General features: G+C 72.9%; 17 protein-coding genes. 8 read left to right on the top strand and 9 right to left on the bottom strand.

What is annotated here, in order from left to right:
• Positions 1–14: 14 nt before the first annotated feature.
• A complete protein-coding gene (locus ACFY1S_RS18465; protein ID WP_387119264.1) occupies positions 15–1,370 on the bottom strand; it encodes an MFS transporter in 1,356 nt (451 codons plus the stop codon).
• Positions 1,371–1,426: 56 nt separating this feature from the next.
• On the opposite strand from ACFY1S_RS18465, the gene ACFY1S_RS18460 reads away from it, so the two are divergent.
• Genes ACFY1S_RS18460 through ACFY1S_RS18450 form a run of 3 tightly spaced genes read left to right on the top strand, consistent with a single transcriptional unit; the run spans position 1,427 to position 4,281 of the window.
• Complete coding sequence (locus ACFY1S_RS18460; protein WP_387119261.1) at positions 1,427–2,074, top strand: TetR/AcrR family transcriptional regulator; 648 nt, start codon at positions 1,427–1,429, stop codon at positions 2,072–2,074.
• Between the two features lie 57 nt (positions 2,075–2,131).
• Entirely contained in the window at positions 2,132–3,466 is a 1,335-nt protein-coding gene (locus ACFY1S_RS18455; RefSeq protein ID WP_387119258.1) for a flavin-containing monooxygenase, read from the top strand.
• 20 nt (positions 3,467–3,486) lie between these two features.
• Entirely contained in the window at positions 3,487–4,281 is a 795-nt protein-coding gene (locus tag ACFY1S_RS18450; RefSeq protein ID WP_387119341.1) for an SDR family NAD(P)-dependent oxidoreductase, read from the top strand.
• 10 nt (positions 4,282–4,291) lie between these two features.
• On the opposite strand, the gene ACFY1S_RS18445 is transcribed toward ACFY1S_RS18450, so the two are convergent.
• On the bottom strand, positions 4,292–4,942 hold the full coding sequence (locus ACFY1S_RS18445; RefSeq protein WP_364365173.1) for a LysE family translocator: 651 nt from the start codon (positions 4,940–4,942) through the stop codon (positions 4,292–4,294).
• 211 nt (positions 4,943–5,153) lie between these two features.
• On the opposite strand from ACFY1S_RS18445, the gene ACFY1S_RS18440 reads away from it, so the two are divergent.
• Entirely contained in the window at positions 5,154–5,642 is a 489-nt protein-coding gene (locus ACFY1S_RS18440; protein ID WP_387119254.1) for a DUF1992 domain-containing protein, read from the top strand.
• Between the two features lie 51 nt (positions 5,643–5,693).
• Positions 5,694–6,236 carry a GNAT family N-acetyltransferase gene (locus ACFY1S_RS18435; RefSeq protein ID WP_387119251.1) on the top strand — a complete coding sequence of 181 codons (543 nt, stop codon included), beginning with the start codon at positions 5,694–5,696 and terminating at the stop codon, positions 6,234–6,236.
• Here ACFY1S_RS18435 and ACFY1S_RS18430 read toward each other — a convergent pair.
• From ACFY1S_RS18430 to ACFY1S_RS18420, 3 genes are read right to left on the bottom strand one after another with little or no spacing between them, the layout of a single operon-like run.
• Positions 6,233–6,808, bottom strand: a complete 576-nt coding sequence (locus ACFY1S_RS18430) for a maleylpyruvate isomerase N-terminal domain-containing protein (RefSeq protein WP_387119248.1) — start codon at positions 6,806–6,808, stop codon at positions 6,233–6,235. The two genes, ACFY1S_RS18435 and ACFY1S_RS18430, sit on opposite strands and share 4 nt — an antisense overlap.
• Before the next feature lie 44 nt (positions 6,809–6,852).
• Complete coding sequence (locus tag ACFY1S_RS18425; RefSeq protein WP_387119245.1) at positions 6,853–7,350, bottom strand: hypothetical protein; 498 nt, start codon at positions 7,348–7,350, stop codon at positions 6,853–6,855.
• A gap of 34 nt (positions 7,351–7,384) precedes the next feature.
• Positions 7,385–8,101, bottom strand: a complete 717-nt coding sequence (locus tag ACFY1S_RS18420; RefSeq protein ID WP_387119242.1) for a TetR/AcrR family transcriptional regulator — start codon at positions 8,099–8,101, stop codon at positions 7,385–7,387.
• Between the two features lie 112 nt (positions 8,102–8,213).
• On the opposite strand from ACFY1S_RS18420, the gene ACFY1S_RS18415 reads away from it, so the two are divergent.
• Complete coding sequence (locus ACFY1S_RS18415) at positions 8,214–9,218, top strand: NAD(P)-dependent alcohol dehydrogenase (RefSeq protein WP_387119239.1); 1,005 nt, start codon at positions 8,214–8,216, stop codon at positions 9,216–9,218.
• A 310-nt stretch (positions 9,219–9,528) separates the two neighbouring features.
• Here ACFY1S_RS18415 and ACFY1S_RS18410 read toward each other — a convergent pair whose 3' ends face one another.
• On the bottom strand, positions 9,529–11,193 hold the full coding sequence (locus ACFY1S_RS18410) for a DUF885 domain-containing protein (RefSeq protein ID WP_387119237.1): 1,665 nt from the start codon (positions 11,191–11,193) through the stop codon (positions 9,529–9,531).
• A 41-nt stretch (positions 11,194–11,234) separates the two neighbouring features.
• Positions 11,235–11,696 carry an HNH endonuclease gene (locus tag ACFY1S_RS18405; RefSeq protein WP_387119234.1) on the bottom strand — a complete coding sequence of 154 codons (462 nt, stop codon included), beginning with the start codon at positions 11,694–11,696 and terminating at the stop codon, positions 11,235–11,237.
• Between the two features lie 66 nt (positions 11,697–11,762).
• Between ACFY1S_RS18405 and ACFY1S_RS18400 the strand changes: the two genes are divergently transcribed.
• Positions 11,763–12,335: a GNAT family N-acetyltransferase gene (locus tag ACFY1S_RS18400; protein WP_387119231.1), complete on the top strand. Its 573-nt coding sequence runs from the start codon at positions 11,763–11,765 to the stop codon at positions 12,333–12,335.
• 66 nt (positions 12,336–12,401) lie between these two features.
• Here ACFY1S_RS18400 and ACFY1S_RS18395 read toward each other — a convergent pair whose 3' ends face one another.
• Positions 12,402–13,142, bottom strand: coding sequence for an SDR family oxidoreductase (locus tag ACFY1S_RS18395; protein WP_387119228.1), 741 nt, complete (start codon positions 13,140–13,142; stop codon positions 12,402–12,404).
• Positions 13,143–13,267: 125 nt separating this feature from the next.
• Here ACFY1S_RS18395 and ACFY1S_RS18390 point away from each other — a divergent pair, with 125 nt between their 5' ends.
• Positions 13,268–13,753 (top strand): RrF2 family transcriptional regulator, encoded by a 486-nt coding sequence (locus ACFY1S_RS18390; RefSeq protein WP_387119225.1) that lies wholly within the window; start codon positions 13,268–13,270, stop codon positions 13,751–13,753.
• 9 nt (positions 13,754–13,762) lie between these two features.
• Here ACFY1S_RS18390 and ACFY1S_RS18385 read toward each other — a convergent pair whose 3' ends face one another.
• Positions 13,763–15,307 (bottom strand): glycosyltransferase family 39 protein, encoded by a 1,545-nt coding sequence (locus ACFY1S_RS18385; RefSeq protein ID WP_387119222.1) that lies wholly within the window; start codon positions 15,305–15,307, stop codon positions 13,763–13,765.
• Positions 15,308–15,391: the final 84 nt, after the last annotated feature.

Here is a 15,391-nt window from a genome sequence, read left to right as displayed (position 1 = left end):
CTAGTGCCGGCCGCTCAGCTCGTCGCCCGGGCCGTCGCGTCCAGGGTGTAGCGGCGTTGCAGCAGCACCGCGGCGAGCATCGCCACCGCCGGCAGCAGCCCGAAGCCGTAGCGGACCGCCGCGAGCGCCGCGTCGGGCTGCACCGGCGACTCACCTGCCGTCGAGGCCACGAAGCCACCGACGGTCAGGCACAGGGCGTACGCGTAGGGGCCCAGCGCCGCACCGGTGGCCTCGGTGGCCGTCCACACCCCGGTGTAGGTGCCCGCGCCCGTGCCGCCGGCGCTGGCAGCGCGGATCACGTCGGGCAGCATCGAGAACGGCAGCAGCTGCATGCCGGCGAACGCCACCCCGAGCACCGCCACCGCCCCGATGAGCAGCGGCAGTCCGGCCGGGCGGCCCACCGCCAGCACCAACGAGCCGAGCGCGAACGCCCCCTGCGCGCCCAGCAGCGCCCGCTGCTTGCCGACCCGGCGGGCCAGGACCAGCCAACCGGGTGTGACAAGCAGCGCCGGAGCGACGAACGCGGCCACCAGCACCGTGGTCAGTCCGGGCGCGCGCAGCTCGTACTCGGCGTAGTAGGGCACCCCGGCCAGCACCAGGTGGGTGGTGGTGGACATGGCCAGGTAGGCGGCGACGAGCCAGCGGAACTGCCGGTCACGCAGCGCCGTGCGCAGCGCCCGCCACCCGCCGTGCCCCGCCGGGGTCGGGTCGGCCGCCGAGCCGCGCAGCCGGGCGATGCCGGCGACGCCGACAAGCATGGCCACCAGCATGCCCACCGCGAGGACCAGCCCCATCCGCTGGTAGCCGGCGCGGGTCGCCGCGTCGCCGCCGGTGAGCAGCGGGGCCAGCAGCCCGGAGAGCAGGATGCCCAGGGTCAGCACGACCATCCGGAACGCCATCAGCCTGGTGCGTTCGTGGTAGCCGATCCGCAGGTCGGCCGGGGTCGACAGGTAGGGGACCTGGTAGGCGGCGAACAGCAGGTTGCCGGCCATGAAGACGACAGCCACCCACGCGGCGGCCGAGGCGCCGGTCAGGCCGCCGGGCACCGCGAACAGCGCGGCGAACGCGACAGGCAGCGCGCAGCCGAGCAGCAGCAGCCGCCGCCGGTCACCCCGGCGGGCCTGCTCGACGTCCGCGCGGTGCCCGACCCACGGGTGCAGCACCACGTCGGCGATCTTCGGCAGCAGCAGCGCGATGCCGGCCAGCCACGGCCCGACGGCGAGCACGTCGGTGAGGAAGTAGAGCAGCAGCAGGCCGGGCACCGTCACCCAGACGCCCATGCCGAGCGAGCCGGCCGCGAAACCCGCGAGAGGGCCACGGGGCAGCGTCGTGTCCGTGGCGGCCACGGGCCGCCTGTCGAGCCCGGTCATCGCCGCATCCTCTCCCAATCCAACAGTTGCTGGATTCTAGGGGCACAATGGCGGCCATGACCATGCCCCGCCGCCGGCCGGGTCGTCCCCGGCGCGACGAGACCCGACCGACGCGCGAGGTGGTGCTCAACGCGGCCACCACGCTGTTCGCCGAACGCGGCTTCGACGCCGTCGGGCTGCGGGAGGTCGCCGCCGCCGCCGGGGTCGACGTGGCCACTGTCGCCCACCACACGGGTACGAAGGCAGCGCTCTACGACGCCTGCTTCGCGCGCGTCTTCACCGCCGAGCAACAGGTGCTGACCGAGGCCGCCGAGCAGGCCCGTTCGGCGCTGCGGGCCGGCCCGGACGCGGCGCGGCGGGCGTTGCACGATCTGGTCGACGTGTTCGTCGACTTCCTGGAGGACCGGCCGGAGACCACAGCGCTGTGGCTGCGTCGCTGGCTGGAGCCACAGCGGCACGCCGAGCTGGACGAGCGTTACGCCGAACCCCTGTACCGGTTGGTGGCGGAGCTGCTCGCCGCCGCGGCGTCGGCCGGCGCGCTGGCCGAGCCGACCCCGCACGTCACCGTCCGCAGCCTGGTCTGGGCGACGCACGGGCACGTGGTGGCGCTTGCCGCCGGCGCGCCGGGCGCCCGGGAGCGGCGCGAGTTCCGTGCGTTCGTGCACCGGCTCCTGGACGGGCTGTACGGGCCGCCCACCCCTTGACGGGCCGTCCACGTCCGACGATTATCCATCGGACGTTGGATTAAGTGGGGGGCAGTGATGCAGGCACCACCCAGGGTGGCGGTGATCGGCGCCGGCGCGGCGGGCCTCGCCGCCGTCAAGGCGCTGCGCGACGCGGCCGTACCGACCGTGTGTTTCGAGGCCGCCGACCAGGTCGGTGGACTGTGGGTGTACGGGGCACCCGACTCGCCCGCGTACCGCACCCTGCACCTGAACACCAGCCGGGGCCGCACCGAGTTCGCCGACCACCCGATGCCCGCCGACTGGCCCGACTACCCCGACCACAGCCGCGTCGCCGGCTACCTGGCCGACTACGCCGACCGCTTCGGCCTGCGCGACAGCATCCGCCTACGGCACACGGTCGAGCGCGTCACACGCGATTCCGCCGGCCGGTGGACGGTGCGCGCGGGTGGACCCGACGGGCCGGTCGAGGTCACCGTCGACGCCGTCGTCGTCGCCAACGGCCACAACCGGGTGCCCCGGTTGCCCGAGCCGCCGTACGACGGCACGTGCACCGCCGAGCAGTTGCACAGCCACGACTACCGCGGCCCCGAACAGTTGGCCGGCAAGCGCGTCCTGGTCGTCGGCGGCGGCAACTCGGCGATGGACATCGCCGTCGACGCCTCGTACACCGCCGAGCGGACCCTGCTGTCGCTGCGCCGGGGTGTCTGGGTGGTGCCGAAGTACCTGCTGGGCCGCCCGTCGGACACCCTCAACGGGGCGCTGGCCCGCCGGCTGCCGTGGCGCCTGCGTCAGCGGATCACCCAGACGATGCTCACCGCCACCGTGGGCAGCCCTGCCCGGTACGGGCTGCCGGCGCCCACGCACGGCTTCCTGCAGGACCATCCGACGCTCTCGGACGGGCTGCTGTCCCGGCTCACCCACGGCGACGTCGAGCCGCGGCCCGGCGTCGCGGCCCTCGACGGCGACCGGGTCGAGTTCACCGACGGCCGCAGCGACACCGTCGACCTGATCGTGTGGTGCACCGGCTACCGGGTGGAGATCCCGTTTCTCGACCCGGAGCTGCTCGGCGGCGGCGCCGACACCCTGCCGCTGTACCGGCACGTGTTCCACCCCGACGCGCCCGGCCTGACGTTCGTCGGGTTGATGCAGTCCACCGGCTCCGCGTTTCCCCTGGTGGAGGCGCAGGCCAAGCTTGTCGCCGCGCAGCTCGCCGGCAGGTACGCGCTGCCCGAGCCGGACCGGCAACGCGCCGCCTGCCGGGCGGATCTGCGCGCCGCGACGGCCCGCTGGGGTCAGCGCCGACCGGCGATGCGCGTGGACTTCGACGCCTACCTGGCCGAACTGACCCGGGAACTGGCCGCCGGAGCCCGCCGCGCCCGCGCCGTCGTCCCGGCCGGGGCACAGCGGTGACCGGCCTGACCGGCCGGCGGATGCTTGTCACCGGGGCCAGCGGCACGTTCGGCCGGCACCTGGGCAGCGCGCTGCGCGCCGCCGGCGCCCGGGTGGTCGGGCTCGACCTGCACCCGCGCCCCGACGACCACCTGCCGGTGCTCGGCTGCGACCTCACCGACCCGGCCGCCGTACCGGAGGCGGTGCACGCTGCGGTCGACCGGCTCGGCGGGCTGGACCTGCTCGTCAACAACGCCGGGATCGGTGGCCCCGCCCCGGCCGAGCTGCCGCCCGACGAGGTGGTACGCCAGCAGTTGGAGGTCAACCTGCTCGCCGCGTGGCGGACCACCGCCGCCGCGCTGCCCCCGCTGCTCGACGCACGCGGTCGGGTGATCTTCGTGGCCAGCCGGATGGCGGTGCTGCCGCTGCCCCTGGCCGCCGCGTACGGAGTCAGCAAGCGGGCCCTTGTCGCGTACGCCGACGCGCTGCGCCACGAGGTGGGCACCCACGTCGGGGTGAGCGTCGTCTACCCGAGCATGGTGGCGTCACCGATCCACGACAGCACCGCCGAGGCCGGCCTGTCCCTGCGCGGGGTGTCCCGCCCGGAGTCCGTCGAGGGTGTCGTCGCGGCGATCCTGCGGGCGGCCGCCGCTCGCCGCGCGCCCCGGGACGTGGCGACCACCCGGCGGGGACGCCTGGAGATGGCAGTTGCCCGGCACGCGCCGGCGCTTGCCGACCGGATGGTGCGTCGTACGCTCGCCGCCCGGCTCGCCGCCGGTGACCTGGACGCCGCGCCGTTGGCCGCCGGGATGCTGCGCCGCCACCGGGAGCGGTGACCCGCCGGGGTCAGGGGGTGGCGACCGCGGCGCGGGAACGGTCGGCGGCGATGCGCACGGCCAGCGCCGCCAGCGCCGTCCCGGTGACCCACCGCTGCACGCGCAGCCACACCGGCCGGCGGGCGAAGAACCCGGCAAGGGTGCCGGCACTGAGCACGATGAGCGCGTTGACGCTCAGCGCGACGGTGATCTGGGTCAGGCCCAGCAGCAGGCTCTGCGCCGCCACGTGCCCGCGCGTCGGGTCGACGAACTGCGGCAGCAGCGACACGTACAGGATGGCGATCTTCGGGTTGAGCAGGTTGGTGACCAGGCCCATGGTGAACAGCCGCCGCGGCGGGTCTGGCGGCAGCGGCGCGGGCGTGAAGGGAGATCTGCCACCCGGGCGTACCGTGCGCCAGGCCAGCCACAGCAGGTAGCCGGCGCCGGCCAGCTTCACCACCGCGTACAGCGTCGGCACCAGGACGAACACGGCGGCCAGGCCGGCGACCGCCGTGGTCAGGTAGACGCCGAACCCGGCGGCCACCCCGAGCAGCGAGATCAGCCCGGCCCGGCGGCCCTGCGCCACCGACCGGGACACCAGGTAGACCATGTTCGGGCCCGGTGTGAGCACCAGCCCCAACGCCACCAACGCGATGCCCAGCAGCGCACCCGAACCGACCATGACGATTCCCCCGTTTCCACAGCCGTCCAGACCGACCGTAAGTCCGGGGTGGCCGCGTTGTCCCAGGCCACCTGCCAGGCGGTGGCCTCGGATCCGGTCAGCGGGGCGCAAACCGTCTCGGCGGGAATGCTCCGGCCCACGGCCGCGCTGATCAGATGCGTGTCGGCCGGTCGGCGGCTGCGCGTTACGGTGACCAGGGGAGGTGCGCAGGGTGACCGAGGCATGGGACGCGGCCGTCGAGGCGCAGATCCGGGGAGCCGTGCAACGCGGCGAGTTCGACAACCTGCCCGGCATGGGCAAGCCGATCCCCGGGCGCGGAATGCCGTACGACGAGTCGTGGTGGATCAAGAGCTTCCTGGAGCGCGAGAAGCTGCCGAGCGACCTGCTGCTGCCCACGCCGCTGCAACTGCGCCGGCGGGTCGAGCAGGTCCCCGACGAGGTCCGCGACCTGCCCACCGAACAGTCCGTCCGGGACTTCGTGGGCCAGCTCAACGCGCAGATCGTGGCGTGGCTGCGCAACCCCGAGGGTCCGCGCGTGGCGGTCCGGCCGGTGAACGTCGACGACGTGGTCCACCGCTGGCGCGCCGAGCGCGCCCGGCCCGAGATCACCACGCCCGCCGTCGAGCAGGTGACGACCGCCGTCGCTTCGCCGCGCCGGACGCGCCGGAGCTGGTGGCTGCGCTGGTGGCGTCGGGGCTGAGCCGCGATCGGCGGGTACCCGGATCGGGGCTCGCGGCGGCAGACTGTGCGGATGCTGATCGAGCTACGGGCGCCTGCGGTTTCCCCGGCGCGGGAACTCGCCCTGCGCCCCTGGTGCGCCGACGACCTGAACGCCCTCGTGGACGCGTACCGGGATCCGGTGTTGCGGCGGTGGACCCGCCTGCCCGTGAGCAACGCCGCCGAGGGGCGGCGGTGGTTGGACCGGGCGCGACGGGACTGGGACGACGGCCGCCGGTACGGCTTCGCCGTCCTCGAGGACGACCCGGACGGCCCACGGCTTGTCGGGAACGTGGTGCTCAAGTACCCCACGCCGCACGGCCCGACGGCCGAGGTGGGGTACTGGACGGCGGCGTGGGCCCGCGGTCGCGGAGTCGCCCCCCGGGCGGTCGTCGCGCTGAGCGGGTGGGCGTTCGACAGGTTTCCCAGGCTGACCCGCCTCGATCTGCTGCACCAGGTGGACAACGTGGCGTCCTGCCGGGTGGCGCAGAAGAGCGGTTACGCGTTCCGGGAGGTGCTGCCGGCCCAGCCGCCGTTTCCGCTTGACGGTCACCGGCACTCGCTCGACGCGCCCTAGTCCACGGCGGCCCGCCAGCTCCAGGAGGTGCGGCGCGCGCGTCCCGGCAGCTCACCGCGACCGGTCATCCACAGCAGCACGTCGGGGGCGGTGCCCGTCGGGGCGTCCGGGAAGAGTCGCCGCAACACAAGCGTGCTCAGCTCCGGGGGCGGCTGCCACGGCACACCGAGGCCGACTGTGATGTCGTACGTGTGCAGCAGCGTCTCGGCCACCCCCATGGCGGCGAAACCCGCCGGGTCGCACGGCCCGAAGTGCCAGGCCCGTGCGTCCGGCGGGGCCGCGTCGACGGCGGTGGCGAGCAGCCCGGCGCAGGCGCGCACCACGGTGAGCACCTGCGCCGGGCGCGCGGTGGGAGAGACCCGCAGGTCGTACGGGAGGTAGCCGTCGTCCGCACTCGCGGCGACCTGACCGGCGTACGCGAGCAGGTCGTGCGCGACGTGTGCGGCGGTGGTCCAGCAGCTCCACGTCAACGTCCCGGCCGGCACCGACCAGTCGCGTTCGTGGTGTAGGTGCAGCACCCGGATCATCTCGTCGGACGCCGCTCGTACGTCGGCACCGGTCACCGCTGGCATCCGTCGACCCTGGCAGGCATCTTTCGGGGGTGCAACCGCGATTGTCAGCCGGGATGCGAGTCGAGACGGTCGGTCGAACCCGCCGCCAGCGCCTCGTCGACGTGCTGGATGCCCGCGCGGATCAGCTCCCCGTACGGGTCGTCGGGCAGGTGCCCGACGAGACTCGACGCGGTGGCCAGGTGGACCCTCGCCCGGGTCGAATCGCCGAGGCGGCGGTGCACGTCGGCCAGGTTCAGGTGCAGCGACGGCAGGAAGCCGCGTACCTGGAGCGTGCCGTGGTGACGCTGGGCGCGGTCGTCGGTGAGGTCGGTGGCGGCGGCGAGCGCGCGTTCGTCCCACGCCAGTTCGGCGTCGGCGGTGTCCTGGAGGTCGGCCAGATAGTGGGCGAGGGTGCAGCGGTGCAGGGTGTCCCCGGTCGGGCCGATCTCGTTCCAGAGGGCGGTGAGCAGATCGCGGGCCTCGGCCGGTGCGCCGGACCGTCCGAGCTGCACCGCCTCGCCGATGCGTGTCATGGTCGGATCCGGTGTCGGTTGGTCGGACATGCGACCGATGCTCGGCCCTCGACCGGGTCGAGGGTCAAGCCGCCCGGCGGGTGTGGGCCGCTGACGTCCAGCCCTGCTGGCGCAGCCGCTCGATGCCGTCCAGCAGCAGGTCCAACGCGAACTCGAACTCGAACTGGTCGTCACAGCCGGACCCGACCACCGAGCCGTCGTCGTGTGCCGCCGCCGCCGCGATCTCCGCGAGGTGCGGGAAGCGGGCCGCGATCTCCGGTGGCATTGCCGCCGGCGGGTCGGCCTCGAGGGCCCCGGTCTGGCCGGCGCGGCGGGACGCGTCGAACAACTCCTGGCTGAAGCCGAGGATGCGGCTGCCCATCGCGTGCATCACGTGGTGGGCGAGGTCGGTGGAGAACCCTCCGGCCCGCAGTGTCGCGACCACCGAGTCGAGGTAGGACAGGACGGCGACCGTGGCCATGTTGCGCGACTCGATCGCCAGCGGCGTCCACGGGTGGCGGATCAGCATCTGCCGTGCCGAAAGGATCCGCAGGCGCACGGACTGCTTCCAGCCGAGGTCCTCGCGGGGCGGGTCGATCTCGCCGACGACCACGTCGATCATGCCGTCGAGTAACTCGTCCTTGTTGGCCACGTGCTTGTAGAGGGCCATCGGCACGACGCCCAGATCCTGGGCGAGGTTGCGCATGCTCAGCGCCTGGATGCCGGCCGCGTCGGCGAGCGCGACGGCGGCCAGCAGGATGCGCTCCCTGGTCAACGGCGTCCGGTGCAGCGTGTCAGCCATCGTGGTCCTCGTCTTCCGGTGGCGGTTGAAACCATAACCGCCTTGACAGGTGTACGGCGTACACCTACCGTTTTCCTCAAGGTGTACGCCGTACACCTTGAGGGGAGGGGTCATGAAGGCCATCGTCCAGGACCGGTACGGCCCACCGGAGACACTGACACTCGCCGACGTGGACGTACCGACGCCCGCCGACGACGAGGTGCTCGTGCGGGTGGAGGCTGCCGCGCTCAACGCGTACGACTGGCATGCCATGCGGGGCGACCCGCGACTGGCGCGACTGACAATGGGCCGCTCGGCGCCCCGCGCCCGGATCCGGGGCCGGGATTTCGCCGGCCGGGTCGAGGCCGTCGGCGCCCAGGTTCGCCGCCTGCGCCCGGGCGACGCGGTCTTCGGCGACCTGGGCGACGCGAACGGCGCGTTCGCCGAGTACGTCTGCGTGCCCGAGGAGTTGGCCGCGACCCGGCCGGCGACCCTGACCCCCCAGCAGGCGGCCGCCCTGCCGCTGGCCGGAGTCACCGCGCTCATGGGACTGCGCGACGTCGGGCGTGTCGAACCCGGGCACCACGTGCTCATCAACGGCGCCTCCGGTGGTGTCGGCACCCTCGCAGTCCAACTGGCCAAGCTGCTCGGCGCCACCGTGACCGCCGTGTGCAGCACCCGCAACGTCGACCTCGTCCGCTCGCTCGGCGCCGACCACGTGGTCGACTACACCAGGGACGACGTCACCCGTGGCACCGGCCGCCACGACGTCGTCCTCGACCTGGTCGGCAACCGCACGCTCACCGCCCTGCGGCGGGTGCTGACCCCCACCGGGGCGCTGGTCCTCTCCGGCGGAGGCACCTACCGCGGTGGCAGCCTCGTGGGGCCGGTCTGGCTCATCGCGCGCGGGCGGCTCGTGGCACCCTTCGTGCGGCAGCGGGTCGTGACGCTCACCGCCACGCCGAGCCGCGCGCACCTGGAGGTCCTTGCCGCGTACGCCGAGGCGGGGGACCTCACCCCCGTGATCGACCGGACCTATCCGCTGCACGAGGTCGCCGACGCCATCAGGTACCTCGAAGGCGAACACGCGCGCTCGAAGATCGTCATCACCATCGGCCCGGAGCAGAGCAGCCGGTGACCAGCGACGACACGCTGCTGCGCATCAACGAGGGTGTGCAACTGCACCACCAGCCGCGCAGAGTCCGGAACTGGCCACCCGCTACCGCACCGCCTGACCCAACCCGGGAGTCCGTCCACGAGCGGTCTTCGCTTGTTTATTGGATTACCGTTAACGAAAATCCAATAAACAGCCAGGCAAAAGGTACGTATCGTACGTGCACCATAATGACAGTTCTTGTGCGTAATGAATGAGGATGGTGTGCTGGCGGCCATCTCGAAGTGGCCGTCGAACGCCAGCGGCAGATCAGCCGGCCGCTGAGGACGTGCGACTACAGGTGCGGTCCCTCGCCTGTTTTATCGCGGTCCGCGAGTGGCGCGTGGCCATGCTGGAGGGCGGCCGTCAACTGATCCAGGCCCAGCGAACCCAGCTCCAGCGCCTGACGATGGAATGCGCGCCGGTCGCCGGGGAAGGACGAGCGGCCTGCCAGCCACACGCGCTCACCCGCCTTGTAGGCCAGCGCCTGCCCTGGCCGGCCCAGGTAACGCCCGAGCTCCGCGGGCGCGTACGGCCCCTGGTGGCAGCGGTCGCGCAGCAGCTTCAGCGCAGCGTCCGGGGTCCACGATGCTCCGCCGCCGGACGGCATCGGTAGGCCCAGGTGCAGGCCGATGTCGAGCACGACCCGCGCCGCCCGCAGGAGCTGCATGTACAGATACCCCAGTCGAGCACCCGGCTGTTCGTAGAGCCCAAGCTCGTCCATGAACCTCTCGGCGTACAGTGCCCAGCCCTCCTGGCTGCCGGAGAGGCCACCGAGCAGGTTCAGTCGCTGACCGAGGCCTCCCCGGCAGGCCTCGGAGCCGAGGTGGAGGTGGTGGCCGGGAACGCCCTCGTGATAGGCGGTGCTGTAGGCGTACCAGGTGGGGAAACTCGCCGCGTCCTCGGGGAGGGACCACCAGACCCGGCCCGGTCGCGTGAGGTCCCGCGACGGTCCGGTGTAGGCAATGCCGGACGATGTGGTCAACCGCGACTCGATGCGCCGCAACGGGGCGGGGATGTCGAAGTGGACGCCGTCCAGTCGCTCGGTGGCAGTCTCCAACAGCTCCTGCAGCCACGCGGCGAACGCCTCCCTGCTGTGCAGTGTGCCGGGCGCGTCGGGGCTGGCGAGCCAGGCGAGCACCTCTGGCACGCTCCCGCCCAGGGCCTTGGCTTCCGCGATCAGCTCCGCCTCTGTCGCTCGGAACTCGTCCCAGCCCCACTCGTACAGCTCGCGCAGGTCAGGCTGGGCCGCGAGGAAGGTGCGCACCCAGAGTGCGTACCGCTGCTGGCCGAACGCATCCTCCTCGACGGCCCGCGGTGCCAGGTCCGCGGTGAGCATCTCGGCCAGTTTCCGGTACGCCTGTCGCGCGCCCGTCGCCGCGGCCTGCAACGACGCCCGCTGAGGCCCCTCGCCGTAGCGATCCACCAGGGCGACACAGTCGTCGGTCCAGGTGCGGCAGCGTTGGGTGACGAGCTCCACCTGGCGCCGCGCCGGCACATTGCCGCGCTCCGCGGCGAGCAGAAGGCTGCGGGCATACCCGTCCAGCGCCGCGGGGATCGCGGCCAGGCGCGCGCCGACACGAGCCCAGCCCTCCTCGAAGGCCGCGGTCTCGGCGCCTCGGGCGGGAACCGCCGCCTCGACGGCCTGGCGGATGAGCTGGAGCGGACCGGTGGCCGTCGCGTGCAGTTCACGCAGGCCCTCCCCGGCGTCGTGGAAGGCGATACGCGCGCGCAGTCGCTCGGCGAGGTGGGCGTGCAGCGGGGTCACGGCCCGCGGTGCGTCACCCAGGATCTCAAGCTCACACAGGGCGCGCGCTGCGAGGTCGGCGCGGGCCTGATGGCCCTCGGGGCCGTAGTCGGTAAGCCCGTCGACATCCTGCTCGCCGGCCTCGACGACCGCCGTGCAGGGATCGAGGTCGGCCATGTCGCGCAGGAGCCGATCCGCGAAGTCCTCGATCACGGGGCAATGCTAGGGCGTTGGTGGTGCGAGCCGCATCGATGCTAGCCGCGCCCGTACGCCTGCCGAGCCTGGGCCACCTCGGCGGCCTGCCGCTGTCGCCACCGCCGCTGCGCGTCGCGGTTGCAGGCGCGGCAGACCCGACGGTACGTGCCGGTGGCGGGGTCCACCTCCCGGTCGTGGCCGTTGCGGCAGCGCGGGTTGCGCTCGCGGGCGCGGCAGCTCTGCGCGTGTGTCACCTGTCGCAGGTGGGTGGGTTCGATGCAGTCGGGCACCCCACAGAGGTGGTGCACGTCCAGGTCGGGGTCGAAATTGCCGACGAAGACCACGTAGGCCGTGATGTGCGCCCAGGCGCGTCCCGCCACCTTCTGGTAGACGCCGCGTTGGCTGCCGTAGCCGCGCACGATCAGGCAGCCGTCGTCCCGACGGACCGAACGGTCGACGAGGTACGCACGAAGGCTCTCCTCAGTGAAATGCCGGGACAAGCCCTTCACCTGCGACAGCATCTCAACAGGTTAGGCCAGCGGCCGACGAGCCCGACCAGGCAGTGAGAGGCGGATAGGATCGCCCAGGTGTTCCAGCCCACCTACCCGATCCGGACCGCGCGGCTGACGCTGCGTCCGGTCACTCTGGACGACCTCGACGACGTGTCCGCGTACCAGAGCCGGCCCGATGTGGTCCGCTGGATGCTCGGTGCCGAGCCGCGTACCCGTGAACAGTCCCGGGCGTCGGTGCGCGCGATGGCGGGTGAGGACGCGTGGCGGGCTGAGGGTGACTGCCTGACGCTGGCCGTGGTCTGCGACGACCGCGTGATCGGTGCCGTCGAGCTGGTGTGGCGCAGCGAGCGGGACCGCACGGCCGAACTCGGGTACGTGTTCCATCCGGATCACTGCGGTCGCGGGTTGGCCACGGAAGCCGTCGTGGCGCTGGTGAGCTGGGGCTTCGACGAGGTCGGGCTGCACCGGGTCTTCGGTCGTTGCCATGCCCGCAACGACGCGTCCGCCCGGCTGATGACGCGGATCGGGATGCGTCAGGAAGCCCGTCACGTGCAGAGCTACCTGTTCGACGGGGTGTGGGCCGACCAGCTCGTCTTCGCCGTCCTGGCCGGCGAGTGGAATGCCCGGTCCCGGGCCTCGCAGGGCTGACGGGAGCGACCCGCGCGTCGCGGCGGCGGTTGATCACCGCCGCGAGACGCGGGTGGGGGCGGGCGGTCAGGCCCGGCGGTCGAGCCAGTCTCGGTAGGAGGTGGGGGCGATGACGGCGTCGCCTGCGGAGACGAGGACGTCGCCGGGCACGGCGGCGAACATGCCGGCGCTGTCGTCGGTGGTGATGGTGCGCTCGTCGCCGCGGGCGGCGAGGGTGATCCGTCCCAGCTCGTCGAGGGCGAAGACGTCGGGGCCTGCGACATTGCGTACGCCCCGCAGGGGTGCGCCCAGGGCGACGTCGGCCACGGCCTGCGCCACGTCGGCGGCGGCCATCGGCTGCACGGGGGTGGCGGGCAGGCGGACGGTGTTCGCGTCGGCGGTCCAGGACAGGATCGCGTCCACGAACTCGAAGAACTGGGTGGCGCGGACGATCGAGTACGGGATGGGTCCGGCCGTGAGGATGTCCTCCTGGAGGACCTTGGCGCGGTAGTACGCCAGGTCGGGCACCTGGTCGACGCCGACGATGGACAGGATCACCGCGTGGCCGACGCCCGCGCGTCCGGAGGCGGCGAGCAGGTTGTCCATGGTCGTCTGGAAGAAGGCGGGGGAGGCGTCGTCGAAGGTCGGTGAGTTCGTCAGGTTGACCACGACGTCGGCGCCGGTGAGCGCGTCGGACAGGCCCTGCCCGGTGAGAAGGTCCACCCCGGTGGAGGGCGAGAGCGGCACCGCGTCGTGTCCGGCCGTCCGCAGGATCGTGACGACCTGCGACCCGATGAGACCGGTACCGCCCAGTACGGCGATCTTCATGTCCAGCACCTTTCCTCGGTGTGCGGCCCGTCGTACGGCACGCGCCGATACTCGGACCTTTCTTGTCCGGGAACTATACTCGGACAATGAAAGTCCGAGTAATGCGGTGTGGCTAGGGTGAGGTCATGAAGATGTCCGGCGGGGTCGAGTGGGCGCTGCACTGCTGCGTCGTCCTCACGGCCAGCAGCGCTCCCGTGCCGGCGGCCAGGCTCGCCGAGCTGCACGACGTCTCCGGTAGCTACCTCGCCAAGCAGTTGCAGTCCCTCGCCCGCGCCGGCCTGATCCACTCGGTGCAGGGCAAATCGGGCGGCTACGTGCTGACCCGGGCACCGGAGAGCATCACCCTGCTCGACGTCGTGCGAGCCGTCGACGGCCCCGGCCCGGCCTTCGTCTGCACCGAGATCCGTCAGCGGGGTCCGCTGGCCGCCCCCGCCAGCGCCTGCACCGGGGCGTGCCCGGTCGCCCGCGCCATGTGGGCGGCGGAGGACGCGTGGCGTCAGGCGCTCGCCTCCGTCACGATCGCCGACCTGGCCCGCGACGTCGACGTCGACTCCGGCCCCGAGGCACTGGTCAGCGTCAGCGCCTGGCTCACCGGCGACCGGGACGCCTGAGCGCGCGGGTCAGCCGGTGTGGCGTACCTCGGTGTCCCAGATCTGCGCCCACGGACGCCGCAGCCCCCGGCACACGAAGATGGGGCCGCCGTTCTCGTCGTTGTCCACCTCGACCCGCTGGTCCACCAGCCCGGCGGGCGCGCACGCGTCGAACCAGGCGGCCAGCGGCTCGGGACGGTCCCAGCCGACGGCGATGACGACGTCCGCCCCGGCCGGCGGTCGCCCGAAGTCGACAGTGCTGTTGTGCCCCGAGTAGGCGCGGGGGAGGCCACGGGCCGGACCGTAACGGGCCACCGCGCCGGCCTCGCCGTAGTTGCCGGTGAGGATGACCGCCCGAGAGCGTTCGTCGGCCGGTAGGCCGCGATGGACCGCGGCCAGCGAGTCCGCGAACGCCGGCCAGCCGATCGTCTCACCGGCGTCGTAGTTGACGTCGACCACGAAACCGGGCAGGCGGTCGGCCGGCAGCACCGGCAGCAGCAGCACGACTGTGGGTAGCAGGAACGGCACCGCACCCAGCACGAGCAGCCCGCGTCGCAGCCGCACGGACCCGCGCGCCGCCCACGCGGTGGTGACCACCGCGCCGGCTGCGGTGAGGACCAGCAGCAGCGGCGCGTCGTAGTAGCCCTTGCCGCCGGCGACCAGCACGACGCCGACCACGACCAACCAGGACCAGCCAATCGCCCGGTACGCCCGCCACTGCGGTCGCCGCAGCAGCGCGACGAGACCGGCGACCCAGATGGGTACGGCGTACGGGCTGATGATGACGAACTGGAGGGTGAAGGCGTCGAGGCGACCGCTGTAGGAGCTGTCGCCGCCGGAGATGGAGGCGGCCACGCCGAGCTGCGGGAAGCCGTGCGTGGCCTGCCAGGTCAGGTTGGGCGCGGCCAGCAGCAGGGCGATCCCGGCGGCGGCGAGCACCCACCTGTCACGCAGCAGCCGACGTGGGCCGGCGATGAGCACCCCGGCGATCAGGCCCACGGCCAGCAGCGCCGGCAGCAGTTTGCTGAGCATCCCCACGCCGAGCGCCAGCCCGATGCCGAGCGCCCAGCGGCTGTCGCCGGTACGCAGCAGTCGTATCGCGCACCACACGGCGACAAGCCAGACCAGCAGGTCGACTGTGGTGGTGCTGAGCAGGTGCCCGCCGGCGAGCACGATGCCGGACAGCGCGGCGAGCACCGCCGCGAAAGTCTGCGCGCCCCGGCCGGCGCCCAGCTCGCGGGCGATCGCGGCCACCACCAGGACCGCGCCGCCGGCCAGCACCGCCGACGGGGTACGCAGCACCACCAGGTTGCCGGGCGCGATCGTGTCGAGCAGCCGGGCCAGCGCCGGCACCAGTGGACCCTGGTCGACGTACCCCCAGGCCAGGTGCCGGCCGGCGAGCAGGAAGTACAGCTCGTCGCGGTGGTAGCCGTAACGGCCGGCGAGCAGCAGCAGTGTCACGCTGGTCGCGGCGGCCGCCAGCCACGGGCCGAGCGCGTACGGGTCGGGTGTCCCGGTCGCGGCCGTCATGACCGGCCGATGGGGACGGTCGACGTGGACGGCGGGCTCGCTCACCCGCTCATCATCGCCCGCCGGATCGCCCCCTGGCTGCCCCTGTGCGGTGGTGTCGCCGTCCGGACACAACGAGAATCCGGTTCG

This window comes from Micromonospora sp. NPDC000663, from assembly GCF_042898105.1.
In the GTDB taxonomy this organism is placed as follows: Bacteria; Actinomycetota; Actinomycetes; order Mycobacteriales; family Micromonosporaceae; genus Micromonospora.
The sequence above is the reverse complement of the archived record's forward strand: the minus strand, read 5'-3'. Positions and strand labels throughout refer to the sequence as shown.

Bases quoted from the DNA above. Each gene is read 5' to 3' on its own strand.
- ACFY1S_RS18430 (WP_387119248.1), bottom strand. From the start codon at position 6,808: ATGCCAGCGGTGACCGGTGCCGACGTACGAGCGGCGTCCGACGAGATG.
- ACFY1S_RS18465 (WP_387119264.1), bottom strand. From the start codon at position 1,370: ATGACCGGGCTCGACAGGCGGCCCGTGGCCGCCACGGACACGACGCTG.
- ACFY1S_RS18425 (WP_387119245.1), bottom strand. From the start codon at position 7,350: ATGTCCGACCAACCGACACCGGATCCGACCATGACACGCATCGGCGAG.
- ACFY1S_RS18460 (WP_387119261.1), top strand. From the start codon at position 1,427: ATGACCATGCCCCGCCGCCGGCCGGGTCGTCCCCGGCGCGACGAGACC.
- ACFY1S_RS18420 (WP_387119242.1), bottom strand. From the start codon at position 8,101: ATGGCTGACACGCTGCACCGGACGCCGTTGACCAGGGAGCGCATCCTG.
- ACFY1S_RS18450 (WP_387119341.1), top strand. From the start codon at position 3,487: ATGCTTGTCACCGGGGCCAGCGGCACGTTCGGCCGGCACCTGGGCAGC.
- ACFY1S_RS18415 (WP_387119239.1), top strand. From the start codon at position 8,214: ATGAAGGCCATCGTCCAGGACCGGTACGGCCCACCGGAGACACTGACA.
- ACFY1S_RS18405 (WP_387119234.1), bottom strand. From the start codon at position 11,696: ATGCTGTCGCAGGTGAAGGGCTTGTCCCGGCATTTCACTGAGGAGAGC.
- ACFY1S_RS18390 (WP_387119225.1), top strand. From the start codon at position 13,268: ATGAAGATGTCCGGCGGGGTCGAGTGGGCGCTGCACTGCTGCGTCGTC.
- ACFY1S_RS18435 (WP_387119251.1), top strand. From the start codon at position 5,694: ATGCTGATCGAGCTACGGGCGCCTGCGGTTTCCCCGGCGCGGGAACTC.
- ACFY1S_RS18455 (WP_387119258.1), top strand. From the start codon at position 2,132: ATGCAGGCACCACCCAGGGTGGCGGTGATCGGCGCCGGCGCGGCGGGC.
- ACFY1S_RS18445 (WP_364365173.1), bottom strand. From the start codon at position 4,942: ATGGTCGGTTCGGGTGCGCTGCTGGGCATCGCGTTGGTGGCGTTGGGG.
- ACFY1S_RS18395 (WP_387119228.1), bottom strand. From the start codon at position 13,142: ATGAAGATCGCCGTACTGGGCGGTACCGGTCTCATCGGGTCGCAGGTC.